Raw genomic sequence first — 12,146 nt, forward strand, 5'->3', positions numbered from 1 at the left:
CTCAGTCGTCATCGGAAGATCGGGACACGAGTGACCACGGCGCGATGTACCCGTTCGCGTCGAATGCCACGTCCTTGTCGCGCGCCCGTTCCAGTACCTCTGCATCCCAGTCGATCCGAACCCGACCATCACCTCCGTTGATCACCACCATCTCGCCGGCGCCGTAGTCAAGCTGTTCAAATCGCCGCCACACCCCAGCAGGAATCGAAACGGTGTCACGGGGCTCCAGGATCACTGATCGCTCATCGGCACCTGTGTTGACGGTGATCTTCCACCTGCCGCTGCGGGCGATCATCGCCTGCGCCGCACTGTGCCGGTGGGTCAGCAGACCCTCGCCGGTGTGGGCCCGCAACCAAGCGAGGTTGAATCCGTGCGGGTTGAAAACGCGCGGTTCTTGGTCCCGGTCCTCGGTCATGCCGTACCCGATGACCAGCGCTAGTTCCGCTTGCCCACCTGGCAAGGTGCTGCAGATGAATGCCCGATCCGACCACCGCAGATCGTCTTCGGTGGTGATTCGGTGTCGCATCTCCTCAGGCGTGTAGTGCCGCAACACGTCGATCTCCTGCTGCGGCATCGGACGAATCAGGTCGGCGTCGGTCGGTTCGCCGTCCGGACTCTCGATCAGTTCGTTCTCGCGACTGAGGTACAGCCCGTAGTTCGCCGCCTCACGCAGCACAGACGGGCCCCACAGGATGCCGCCGGTGTCGTCCATGCCAAGGACGGTGAACAGCCACCCGTCGTCGGGCCCGACATTCGTGAAACCACGATAGATCCAGGTGGGTACCGTCACCACGTCGCCAACCGACGAACGGTATTCGCCCGCGGTACCGTCGACTCCCCATCTGAATAGCCAATCTCCGCTGAAGTTCAGGAAAACCTCGGCCGTGAAGTGCAGATGCAAGTTGTTGGTGATGCCATTCGGCATTGCGGCGGCACCGACGTTGAAACCGTGGGGTTCACGAAGGTTGATCACCTGATCAGAGTTCTGCGAAACGCCCGAACCGATCAGCGCATAGTTCTCCTTTCTGTCGGATCCAGGTGTCTTGCAATCGATGAATGCCTGATTGCAGCTCACCAGATCCGCTCGCCTGATGGTGCGCCGATCCAATTCGGCCTGGGTGACAGGAGTCGCCATGGTGTATCTCCTCAGAATGTCGTGACGGTGGGAAGGGCGAGTGCGCTCAGCCGCGCAGCATCGTCGGCCTCGAGCGAAAGGTCCAGCGCTGCCCAGCTTTCGGTCAATTGGGACACTGTGCGGCACCCGACGACGGGAACCGTTGGGAAGTCGGCCTCGAGCAGTCCGCGCAGCGCAAGGCACGTCGCCGTCACGTGGTACCTGCCGGCCACCTCGTTCAATTCCTCGGCGGCCCGCGCATTGCGCGGGGTGTCGTACCGGCGCACCGTTTCAGGCAGTTCCGCTCCGGAGCCCATCTTGTCGAAGTACCCCTTGGCCTGCGCGGAGTAAGGTACGGCCGGCATACCGCCGGACCGATGGATCTCGAAGAACTGTGCGTCCATGCACGTGAGATCCGGAGCGACGCTCTCCGGCCGGGGTACGGCGAGGCTCCACTCGAGCTGATTCGCCACGAAGCCCCGGATCCCGGACTCCTCTGCGTGGCGGATCGCCGACATCAGGCGGTCGGCGCTGAGATTACTTGCCGCGTAATGACGGATCGCGCCTTCATCGACAAGCTCCTCGAGCGTCGTCAGGATGTCCCCTATGGGACGTGCGGGGTCGTCACGATGCAGATAGTAGACGTCGATCGGCTCACCACCGAGGTTCTCGACACTCGCGTAGGCATCGGCGCGCAGAGCCGCACGCCCCAACCGCGGGACCGAGGACTCCGATAAATCGTGATGCCCGCCTTTGGTGGCCACCACGAAGGCGGAGCGACAACCACGCGACGCCATCCACCGACCCAAGGTCTTCTCACTACAGCTGCGCTCCGCATCGCGAATCCAGTCGGCGTACACATGTGCGGTGTCGATGAAGTTCCCACCCAACTCCGCGAATGCGTCCAGCAGCGCGAATGATTCGTCATCGTCGAGTGCCGAGCCGAACCGGTTGCCGCCGAGACACAGTCGCGACACGGTGAGATCGGTCCCAGGCAGCGAAACCTGAACCGAGGAAGATGCGGTGGTCATCGGTGGGCGGCTCCGGTCTCCGAGACGTCGAGTCCGGCCATCGACTCGAATGTCTCGAGAATCGACCAGATGTCCTGTTTTCCCAGACCTGCAGCCTGCCTCTGGGTCATCAGCTGCCGCACCGACGAGGTGAGGACCATGGGAACTGCGCTGTCGCGCCCCGCGGCCAGAACAAGGTCGAGATCCTTTGCTGCGGTGTCAATGTCCGACGGAGGATCGGTAAAGCTGCGCTCCTTGAGCATCGGGGCTTTCAGAGACAGCTGGATCGACCCCAGCGGACCTTCGGTCAGGATGTCGAGCATCTGCGACATGTCCACCCCGCCTATCTCGCCCAGGGTGAGCGCCTCGCCGATGAGAGCCGCGTACGCGCCCACGATCGCGCTGTGCACGAGTTTGAGGTACGCGGCAACCGTACCCTCGCCTACGTAGAGAACACGTGAGCCGAGGACGTTCAGCGCCGGCTCTGCGCGATCGAACGCAGAGTTGTCACCCGAGGCAAAGACGGTGAGCTCCCCCTTCTCTGCGAGCCCGATGCTGCCGGCGACCCGGCCGCATAGGAAGTCGACGCCTGCGCCTTCCATTGCGGCGGCAACCTCGGTAGTGGCTTTGGGCGAGGTGGTACTGAGGTCGAGGAACAGGTGCCCCCGGCCGGCGCCGTGGATGACGCCATCGACACCGAGAGCGACCTCGCGGAGGATGGCGTCGTTCATGATCATCGAGATCGTCAGGTCGGACCTCTTGGCGACCGCCGCCGGGGTCTCTCCGGTCTTTGCGCCCATCGCCGAGAGTTTCGCGCATTTGTCCCGATCGATGTCATAGACGACCACCTGATGGCCGGCGCTGAGCAGATTGGCCACCATCGGGGCGCCCATTCGTCCGAGACCAATGAAGCCGACTACGAGAGAGTTGTCCATGTCACGAAAGACTAGTCACGTCCGACTCATGGGTCAACCGGTCGACCAATTGAGTTATATTTTGACCTGCGACAGCTTCGTCCTACTGCTCGATGGTGTGGGCCAGATTCCGATTGGCGCTGCGCATGTGCGCGAACATGGCAGCGCGGGCGGCCTCGGCGTCACCCTCTTCGATCGCCTCGAAGATCGGGACGTGCACTGCCAGCGAGGACCGGGTCTCACCCATCGCCGTGATTACCCTGTTGGTCCAGACCTGCAGTAACGATCGAATACTGGACAACACACCGGCAAGTACGCTGTTACCACTCAGCTCAGCGATCTTGAGGTGGAATTGCACATCGGCCGCAATGTATTTGGCTAGATCCGTGTCGGCTTCTCTCATCTCGTCAACGATGACGCGTAGCTCCTCGAGCCCTTCCGCTGACCGCCGTTTCGCGGCCAGACCGGCCAAGATCACTTCGACCTCCGCGCGGGCCTCGGTGAGGTCTTTCACGCGTCGCTCACCAAGCAGGAGTCCCCATTCGATAATGCGGGGCAGCAGATCCGAACTCGACGCGGCGAGATAGGTGCCGTCGCCCTGTCGGACATCCAGCAATCCGAGCAGGGTGAGTGACTTCAAGGCTTCACGTACTGCCGAACGTCCGACGTCCAACGTCTCCGAGAGCGCGCGTTCAGACGGTATCTTCCCCCCCGGCGGGACTTGACCAGACAGCAGATACTCGATCAGCCGATGGGCGAGTTCCACACTCGCCGGCTGACGTCGCTCCACTCGCGTCAGGCTCGGCACATCCACTTGCGACACGAACTCACACTCCCTCTTACCGTCCACCACCACAGTATTCGACCGGTTGACCACTATAACGCGTTTCGGGCGCCTCGACATGTGGTGTCGTGACGCCCGAAACTCGAGACAGCTCAGCGGTGGTATTTGTCGGCAGCCAGCACGGTGCCACGCGTCTCACGGAAGCCGAGTGCGACACACACCAGAGAGATCGATGCGATCGCGCAGACATAGATCGGCACCGACCAGATCGTACCGGTCGCGGACACGAGGAACGTGGCCACCAATGGCGCTGTGCCACCGAATATTCCGAATCCCAGATTGTAGGCCATCGCACTCGCGCTGTACCGAACCTTGGTCGGGAACATCTCGGCCATGCTGACGGTCAGAGCGACGGAGATGAACATGATGGGAATCATGTAGATCAGCTGGGCCACCAGCGCCGCTGCAAATGTGTGTGCAAGGAGGATCTTGAACGCGACAGGAATACAGACGAACGTACTGATACAGGCAGCCAACAGCATGGGTTTGCGCCCGATACGATCCACCACCATTCCGGAGACGACCAACAAAGGCAGGAGGACGGCAAGCGCGATGAAGTTCGTGGCGAGCGCCTGCGCCTTGGGCATGTTCACATCGTCGCCTTGCAAATATCCTGGCAGGAACGTCATCCAGGTATACGACAACACTGCGTTTGTGATCGCGAAGCCCGCGAAGATGAGAATCGGCTTCCACTGATTCTGAAGCGCATCCACTACCGGCCGGCTGGCGATGACCTGGTCGGGCGCCCCCTCTTCGCTGGCCCGCCGCTGTTCCTCTTGAAGAGCGCGGAATTCAGGTGTCTCCGGGATGCGCAAGCGGAGAAACAGCCCCACAAGAGTCAACGGCATCGCCAGCAAAAAGGGAATCCTCCACCCCCACGTCTCCATCTGACCATCGCTGGCGAAGGTGGCCACCAACGCCGAAATCCCCGCACCGCAAAGCAATCCGAGAAACACACTCACCGACAGAAAGCTCGTGTAGAACCCGCGCCTCTTGGCGTCCGCGTATTCGACGATGAAGGCGACTGCACCTGCGTACTCACCACCCTGCACCAGGCCCTGCAACAGCCGTACCACCAGCAGGAACATAGTCGCGGCGAATCCCACTGCGGCGTAGCTGGGGAGAACGCCGATCAATGTCGTAAGCGCGCCCATCAAGATGATGGCAACGGCCAGCGCGTTTCGCCGACCCAATCTGTCACCAAACCTACCGAAGACGATTCCGCCGAAAGGCCGGACGAGGAATGAGGCCGCGAAGCCCGCATAGACGCCCAGCATAGCGGCGGTGTCGTCATGCCCGGGAAAGAACGACGTGGCCATGTATGGGGCGAGGAAGCCGTAGATGCCGTAGTCGAACTGTTCGATGAAGTTGCCAACGGTTCCGGCAAGAACCGGCTTGCGCAGGGAGACCTTCGGATCGGCCGGTCGCGCACCTCCGGTGGTCGGCGGCGGAACTGTTTTGGTTTGCGTGGCCAACGGAACCTCCATGGTGGACTTGGATCGTCTTGCTATCAGATGGTTTTCGAGCATGGCGGCCACCTCAGTAACCGCTCGCATCGGAGACTAGGGTCGTCAGCCGGCGAATCACACTGAGCCGGCGATTGGCTGCATCTCGTAGGAACGAGATGTCATTGCCCGGAGTGACGAGGTCCATGCCGCAGTCGACCATGTCGGCCGCAGCATCCTCTCCACCACAGAACGCACCGACAAAGATGCCGCGCGCGCGAGCTACCTGCACTGCTCGCCTGATGGCTTCCCGAACCGACTCTGGCATGGCGCCGCCCGGACGCTCACCGAGCGACATGGCCAGATCGTTGGGGCCAATGTAGATACCATCCAGTCCTTCGACTGCCGCAATCTCGTCGAGATTGTCGAGTGCGGAGCGTGATTCGATCATCGCCCATGTCAGCACCGAATCATTCGCGTGATCAACGTAGTCGGGGCCCCCATAAAGGAGTCCGCGCGACGGACCAAAACTACGGGTCCCCACCGGCGGGTACCGGCAGGCACCGACAAAGTCACGACACTGTTCGGCGTCATCGATCGACGGGCAGATGATGCCGTAAGCACCGGCGTCGAGAAGCTTTCCGATCTCGGCTCCGTCGAGTCGGGAGCAGCGCACCATCGGCACCGCAGGGCCGGCCGAGATGGCCTGCAGCAACGACACGGCGGTGTCGATGCCGAACATGCCGTGTTGCAGATCCACGGTCACACTGTCGAAGCCTGCATAGGAGAGCGCCTCGGCCGCATACCTGCTGTCGCTGGAGATCCAGGCATTCGCGGCCACAAGCCGCTTCGACATCAGCTCCTGAAGATGGTTAGGTCGCATCATAGCCTCCCGACCTGGTTAGACACCGGTCGGTTCATCGCCACGAGCGCGGGCGACCTGGGCCAGAACCGCGAGTTCGTCGTAGACACGCCATTCCCTGATAATCTTGCCGTCGCGGAATTGGAAATGCGAGACGCCGAAGATCTCCACCGGACTGTTTGTCACCGGTCCGTATTGCGGCACACCGGAATAGGTCCCGTTGAGAACCCACACCACGGACACGCGGGTGCCGTGGAACGAGTCCTCGTTGAAGGCGACGTCATAAATCTGGACCTGCGCGTCCGGAAACGGACCGAACAGGTGGTCGAGTTCGGTCTTGTACCCGTCGCCTCGGGCATGGGTGCGGTAACGGGTGGTCTCGATGATGATGTCGCGACCGAAGTAGTCCGGAACCAGATTTCGCAGATGTTGGTTCCAGACCTCATCGACCATCGCGACCACGAAATCATCCTCGTCGCAATCAGTCTCGGGACGGCAGCCCGACACGCCCTCCACGAGAGGGTTCGACGGCGCATCGCCGAGCAGGCCGGCACGCCCTTTCTCACCGAGTAGCCCGATGCTGGGCGAGAACGCGATCTGTCTCCCAACGGCTTGGACGTCGTGCCCGGACTGCTCCACCACGGCCCACTCGTCCCGAACCACCCACTCCTCGGCGACCATGGCATCGCGCACCAGACATACCGCGATGTTCCTCGAGACGGTGTGCTTGAAGGTCGGCGGACCGTACTGCCAGAAACCTTCCTGCTTGCCGCAGTTGATGATGCGATGCGAGCTGATCCAGGTGTCCTCGTCGCGGGCCTCCCAGATGACGTCTTCACCTGTGAACAGCCGGTGAGGGTATGCGGCGTTCTTCTGTAGACATGCCTGGATGATCGGTTCGTTTCCCACGATCGTGCCGTAGGCACCGTGCACCGGGATGTCATGCCGATAGTGATCGCGAATCTGCCCCATCCCCCGTGGCTCCCAAATCCGATCTGTCCACTGCAGGATGTAGTCCTCCGGATCGGCATAGGGGGCGTAGGCAGACTTGCTCAACTCGATCATGGCGCTCCGTTCATGCGGCTGTTGACGTGATGCAGACCACACTAACCAGATAAACCAAAATTGGTCAACCGCTCGACCACTGCGCTACCGTGGCTGTCACATCGCGATATGCGGTGTCGGCAGACATCGATAGACAGGAGCGCTCGGCAATGGTGAACACCGAGGTTGCGGAGCTCATATCGCTGGCAACGCAGATGATGCGGGATCGTCGCAGAGTCCTGGTGCTCGACGACGATCCGACGGGTTCACAGACCGCCTCGGGCGCGCCCGTGGTCACCGACTTTTCGCCCGAATCGATTACCTGGCTCTTGCGCAACGCAACTCCGACGGGATTTGTACTCACCAACTCTCGTTCACTCGACGCAGCGGCCACCCGCGCCATGACCCGCGACATCCTTCAGACCGCAAACCGTGCCGCCACCGATCTCGGCGTCGACCTGTCGTTCCTCAGTCGGTCGGATTCCACTCTTCGCGGCCACTTTCCACTCGATGTCACACTCATCAACGAGCTCGTTCCCACAGGAAAGTCCCGTCTGGTGGTCGTCTGTCCCGCCTATCCTGCCGCAGGCCGAATCACCCGTGACGGCTTACACCTAGTTCGGTCCGGGGAAAATTGGGTCCCCGTGGGCGAGACCTCTTTCGCGAAGGACGCCACGTTCGGATTCTCGAGTTCGACTCTGCCGGAGTGGGTGGAGGAACGCTCCGCCGGTGAGTGGAGAGCGGCGGACGTCGCCGTCATCTCGCTGTCCGACATACGCCGCGGAGCCGATCACGTCGGACGTCTGCTTCGCCGGCACGCGTCGCCGACCGGCTCGATCCCGGTGTGCGTCGATGCCGAAACAGAAGCAGACCTGGACACGATCGCGGAGGCATTGGAAAGCGCCGAGAAGTCGGGTGTCACGACGATCGTGCAATGCGGCCCCTCACTGGCGCGCGCACGAGGCGGTCTCCAACACAGCCGACGTCTGAGCCCCGCCGACCTCGCTCGTTCGATGGACTCGACGTCGGATGCGCATGGCCTGGTGGTTGTCGGCTCACATGTCGGATTGACCACGGCACAGCTTGCGAAGGCCGACAAGCTCGACGGCATCGTCACCATCGAACTTCCGTCTGCCGAATTGATCGACACTGATCGCAGGTCGTCCGTCATCGAGTCGGTGATACGTCGGTGCACAGACGCGCTGGCGAAGTCCGATGTTGTGTTGCGGACCAGCCGTGCGGTCACCACCGGTCGAGACGCCGCAGAGAGTCTGTCGATCGCGGCTCAGATCGCTGAAGCGCTGAGCACGGTGACACGCGCTGTCATCACGGCGCGTGAGCCGAAGTGGATCATCGCAAAAGGCGGTATCACGTCATCCGACGTCATCACGAAAGTCCTGCGCATGACGCGGGCAAGGGTTCTGGGCCCGATTCTCGACGGGATCGTCCCCGTCTGGATCGACCAATCCCGCTCCGGGCCGCTATGCGTGGTTTTTCCGGGCAATGTCGGAGACCCCGACAGCCTGCGCGACGTCATCACCACCCTGCGCGAAGTGAGTCGATGAGAGTATCCCTTCGACACACCGAGAGGAAGGAAGCCTCGTGCCCCGCTTCTCACTGACCGCCGCCATCGCGGAAGGCGTAACGCACGGAAGCATTGTCGGCGCATTCACCTGCTACAACCTCGAACAACTCGCGGGAGTGGTTCGAGCCGCTGAGAGCACCACCCAGTCAGTCTGCCTTCTCCTGGCCGAAGGAGCGTTCCGTTCGGCCCTCGGGCCGGCGCTGTGTCGCGCTATGGTCTCCGCCGCCGAGCAGGCGACCGTGCCTATCGCGATTCAGCTCGACCACACACGCGACCTCGAATTGATGCGGCGGGCCCTGGATCAGGGCGTCACCGCGGTGATGGCGGACGGTTCGACGCTTCCCTATCCGGACAACGTCCGGTTGGTCACGGACGCGCGAGCCATCGCCATCCGCTATGGCGCGTCCGTCGAAGCCGAACTCACGCACATTCCTGGCGACGAAGACCGAGCTGTCGCCGTCGCGACGACCACCGGCACCGATGTGAGCCGTGCCGTCGAATTCGTCGATCAGACCGGAGCAGACCTCCTCGCGGTCGCGATCGGAAACGTCCACGGTGCCTATGCCACCCCTCCTCTGCTCGACCTCACACGACTATCCCGATTGCGCGCGGCGCTGCACCTGCCCCTCACGTTGCACGGGACCTCCGGTGTACCGGACGATCAAGTCCGCAGCGCCATCGTCAATGGTATCCAGAAGATCAACGTCAACACCGAACTCCGCCGGTCCTACCTCGACGCCGCCCATGAAACGACTCGGGACGAACTCAGCTCTGCCAACCTCCTGGCAATCGGCGCTCGCCTCTCCGCGGCCGTGGAGGCGACCACCGCGGTCCATCTCGACCGTTGCCGCCACCGGCAAGCCCAACACGATTGATCCTCAACGTGTTTCACCCAGATGTTCAACCCACCGATAGAGAAAGGATCACGTATTCATGTTGCTCTCCAAGGACGTGTATGCCCCATTCGACACCCCGGAGGAGTACATCTGTGGGTGGACCGACCTGATCTGGGATGACTTCGGGTTCGGTCGACTGCCCGAGCACTATGCGAAAGACGTTGTCGTGCATGGCGCCTACGGAATCATCCGGGGCGCCGAAGACGTGATCGCCAACTCGATGGTGAAGAAGAGTACCTTCCCCACTCGGGTCGGCACCGCCGAAGACGTGATCTGCGAACCCCGCAGCGATCGTTCGTTCATCAGCCACCATCGTGTATTCCACTCCGGCCCTCAGGCCGGACTCGGCCTACACGGTCCTGCGACGCTGAACAATTCGGAATCGCGTAACATGGCGATCTGTCTGGTGCGTGACGGCCTCGTTGTCGAGGAATGGGTGGTCCGGGACGAATACCGCGTCTGCACCACACTTGGCCTCGATCCCGAAGCGGTTGCACGTCAGTTGGCGTTCTCCACCGATCCCGAAGGGCTGTTCGGCACCACGGCGCCTGCGGACGTTGTGACCGCGGGAGAATCGGGCACACGGCCGGACACGCATTCCGACGAGGCCGAGTTCATCCGCGAATTCATTGAGGAAGTGTGGAACAACCGTCGCCTCGAGCGCGTCCCCGAGTTCACGCTGCGCGATCTGTTCCTGGAAACCACCCGAGCGCGGGTCCGCACCCGGCCGCTGAACTATCAGGTCGACCTCATTCAGATGCTCGCGCCGTTCCCGCATGCCGAGATCGAGGTGCGCGACATCGCGGTCAGCACGGCCCCGGAGCAGGGGACCCGGGTCGGAGTCCTGTGGCGCCTCACCGGCGCATACTCGGGCGTGCCCCTCTATGGCCCGGTCACCAACTCTCCGATCGAGATACTCGGATCGTCGCAGTTTCTGCTTCGCGGTGGCCGCATCATCCGCGAATGGCGAGTGTTCGATGAGGTCGCTGTGATGGCGCAGGTCGCCAGGGCCCGCGGCGACGTCCCCCGCCTCGGCGATCAGACGCCTACGTCGAGCCCCAAGCATCAGTAGTCGGCGGGCGGTGCCGGGCGGCAGGCTTCCGCGCACGGCACTGCCCCACCCCTCGACCTCCCCGAAAGGCTCTCGATGACCACGACGACTCGTGTTCCAGACGACGACCTCCCTCTATATGGCACACAGACCTCGTTGTCGTTAGACAACTTCGCCGGACCAGGCCGTACCTTGGGCACTGTTCCAGCCTTTGTTCGCAACTACGCGTACGTGAAGCTTGCTGCAGCTCAGGCCAATTGCGATGTTGGCAGGCTCGAGAGCACCCATCGCGATGCGATCGTCGCTGCCTGCCGAGAGGTGGCTGCCGGAGCGCATTCGGCCCAATTCCCTTCCGCTCTGGTACTCGGCGGCGGTGGGACGACGACGAACATGAACATGAACGAGGTGATTGCATCTCGAGCCTCCCAGATAGCCGGGATGTCGATCCATCCGAACGATCATGTGAATGCGTCTCAGTCGACCAACGACACTTATCCGACGGCCATGGCACTCACCGTATTCGAGCTCGCCGAGGAACCGTTGACCGCGCTCGACCGGCTGATCGCCGTCCTCGATGACAAAGCCGCGGAGTTCGAGAACACCCCCCACCTGGGTCGCACCTGCCTTCGCGATGCCGTCAGCCTGACGGCCGGACAGTCACATCGAGCCCAATCCGCCGCGATCCACCGAGTCGCCGACGGCGTGCGGCGCGCCGTACAGTCGATGACCACGATTCCGTTGGGCGCGACCGCAATCGGCACTGGGCTCGGTACGCCGGATGGTTACCGCGAGGCCGCGGTCGGTCATCTGACTCGGGCCGCCGGCATCGAACTCCATTCGGCCCCAGATCCGTTCGACGCCTTGGCCCATCTCGACCCCTATGCCGAGATCAGCTCAGCTGGTGCACGCGCTGCGATCACCCTGGCCAAGATCGCCGCTGACGTTCGACTGCTGTCCTCAGGTCCGACAGGCGGTGTCGGCGATCTGACGATCCCAGCCGTTCAAGCCGGCTCATCGATCATGCCGGCCAAGGTCAATCCGGCGATCCCTGAGTACGTGATGCAGCTCAGCTATCGAGTGAGGGGTACCGCGTATACCGTCGAATGTGCGGTCAGTGCAGGCGAACTCGAACTCAACGTGATGGAGCCGGTGATTCTCGACTCTATCGTCACCATCTTCGCCGACCTTGCCGCCGCCGCATCGTCGTTCGCTGATCGTTGCGTCTCAGGAATCTCGTGGAACGGCCCCCGACGTGAAGGAAATCTGGCCGCCGCAATGGACGACTGGGTGACCCTCGCGTCATCCTCTGGCTACGAAACCGCCACCACCCAATATCGCACGAGCACTTGGGCAGAATCATCGCACGAGCCGACGAAGTAGG

11 protein-coding genes are annotated in these 12,146 nt (G+C 62.3%); 4 read left to right on the top strand and 7 right to left on the bottom strand.

The window, feature by feature from the left end; translation table 11 throughout:
• Position 1: 1 nt before the first annotated feature.
• The 7 genes from OVA31_RS06055 to OVA31_RS06085 all read right to left on the bottom strand — a co-directional run bounded on the left by OVA31_RS06055 (position 2) and on the right by OVA31_RS06085 (position 7,254).
• A complete protein-coding gene (locus OVA31_RS06055) occupies positions 2 to 1,135 on the bottom strand; it encodes a hypothetical protein (protein ID WP_267630207.1) in 1,134 nt (377 codons plus the stop codon).
• Between the two features lie 11 nt (positions 1,136 to 1,146).
• Positions 1,147 to 2,145 (bottom strand): aldo/keto reductase, encoded by a 999-nt coding sequence (locus OVA31_RS06060; protein WP_267630208.1) that lies wholly within the window; start codon positions 2,143 to 2,145, stop codon positions 1,147 to 1,149.
• A complete protein-coding gene (locus tag OVA31_RS06065) occupies positions 2,142 to 3,059 on the bottom strand; it encodes an NAD(P)-dependent oxidoreductase (protein WP_267630209.1) in 918 nt (305 codons plus the stop codon). The genes OVA31_RS06060 and OVA31_RS06065 overlap by 4 nt, the downstream gene beginning before the upstream one ends.
• A gap of 82 nt (positions 3,060 to 3,141) precedes the next feature.
• Positions 3,142 to 3,891 carry a FadR/GntR family transcriptional regulator gene (locus OVA31_RS06070; RefSeq protein ID WP_267630210.1) on the bottom strand — a complete coding sequence of 250 codons (750 nt, stop codon included), beginning with the start codon at positions 3,889 to 3,891 and terminating at the stop codon, positions 3,142 to 3,144.
• Between the two features lie 83 nt (positions 3,892 to 3,974).
• A complete protein-coding gene (locus tag OVA31_RS06075) occupies positions 3,975 to 5,411 on the bottom strand; it encodes an MFS transporter (protein ID WP_267631420.1) in 1,437 nt (478 codons plus the stop codon).
• A 10-nt stretch (positions 5,412 to 5,421) separates the two neighbouring features.
• On the bottom strand, positions 5,422 to 6,183 hold the full coding sequence (locus OVA31_RS06080) for an HpcH/HpaI aldolase family protein (protein WP_267630211.1): 762 nt from the start codon (positions 6,181 to 6,183) through the stop codon (positions 5,422 to 5,424).
• 45 nt (positions 6,184 to 6,228) lie between these two features.
• Positions 6,229 to 7,254, bottom strand: coding sequence for an ester cyclase (locus OVA31_RS06085; RefSeq protein ID WP_267630212.1), 1,026 nt, complete (start codon positions 7,252 to 7,254; stop codon positions 6,229 to 6,231).
• Between the two features lie 149 nt (positions 7,255 to 7,403).
• On the opposite strand from OVA31_RS06085, the gene OVA31_RS06090 reads away from it, so the two are divergent.
• From OVA31_RS06090 to OVA31_RS06105, 4 genes are all read left to right on the top strand, one after another.
• On the top strand, positions 7,404 to 8,798 hold the full coding sequence (locus OVA31_RS06090; RefSeq protein WP_267630213.1) for a four-carbon acid sugar kinase family protein: 1,395 nt from the start codon (positions 7,404 to 7,406) through the stop codon (positions 8,796 to 8,798).
• A gap of 37 nt (positions 8,799 to 8,835) precedes the next feature.
• Positions 8,836 to 9,693 (top strand): class II fructose-bisphosphate aldolase, encoded by an 858-nt coding sequence (locus OVA31_RS06095; RefSeq protein WP_267630214.1) that lies wholly within the window; start codon positions 8,836 to 8,838, stop codon positions 9,691 to 9,693.
• A gap of 58 nt (positions 9,694 to 9,751) precedes the next feature.
• Positions 9,752 to 10,786, top strand: a complete 1,035-nt coding sequence (locus OVA31_RS06100; protein ID WP_267630215.1) for an ester cyclase — start codon at positions 9,752 to 9,754, stop codon at positions 10,784 to 10,786.
• Between the two features lie 75 nt (positions 10,787 to 10,861).
• Complete coding sequence (locus OVA31_RS06105; protein ID WP_267630216.1) at positions 10,862 to 12,145, top strand: lyase family protein; 1,284 nt, start codon at positions 10,862 to 10,864, stop codon at positions 12,143 to 12,145.
• The last annotated feature ends 1 nt before the right edge of the window (position 12,146 follow it).

The organism is Gordonia sp. SL306, assembly GCF_026625785.1.
Lineage (GTDB): Bacteria > Actinomycetota > Actinomycetes > Mycobacteriales > Mycobacteriaceae > Gordonia.

Excerpts from the sequence above, each read along its gene's own strand:
- OVA31_RS06090 (WP_267630213.1), top strand. The coding sequence starts at position 7,404 with ATGGTGAACACCGAGGTTGCGGAGCTCATATCGCTGGCAACGCAGATG.
- OVA31_RS06100 (WP_267630215.1), top strand. The coding sequence starts at position 9,752 with ATGTTGCTCTCCAAGGACGTGTATGCCCCATTCGACACCCCGGAGGAG.
- OVA31_RS06055 (WP_267630207.1), bottom strand. The coding sequence starts at position 1,135 with ATGGCGACTCCTGTCACCCAGGCCGAATTGGATCGGCGCACCATCAGG.
- OVA31_RS06075 (WP_267631420.1), bottom strand. The coding sequence starts at position 5,411 with ATGCTCGAAAACCATCTGATAGCAAGACGATCCAAGTCCACCATGGAG.
- OVA31_RS06105 (WP_267630216.1), top strand. The coding sequence starts at position 10,862 with ATGACCACGACGACTCGTGTTCCAGACGACGACCTCCCTCTATATGGC.
- OVA31_RS06065 (WP_267630209.1), bottom strand. The coding sequence starts at position 3,059 with ATGGACAACTCTCTCGTAGTCGGCTTCATTGGTCTCGGACGAATGGGC.
- OVA31_RS06060 (WP_267630208.1), bottom strand. The coding sequence starts at position 2,145 with ATGACCACCGCATCTTCCTCGGTTCAGGTTTCGCTGCCTGGGACCGAT.
- OVA31_RS06080 (WP_267630211.1), bottom strand. The coding sequence starts at position 6,183 with ATGTCGAAGCGGCTTGTGGCCGCGAATGCCTGGATCTCCAGCGACAGC.
- OVA31_RS06085 (WP_267630212.1), bottom strand. The coding sequence starts at position 7,254 with ATGATCGAGTTGAGCAAGTCTGCCTACGCCCCCTATGCCGATCCGGAG.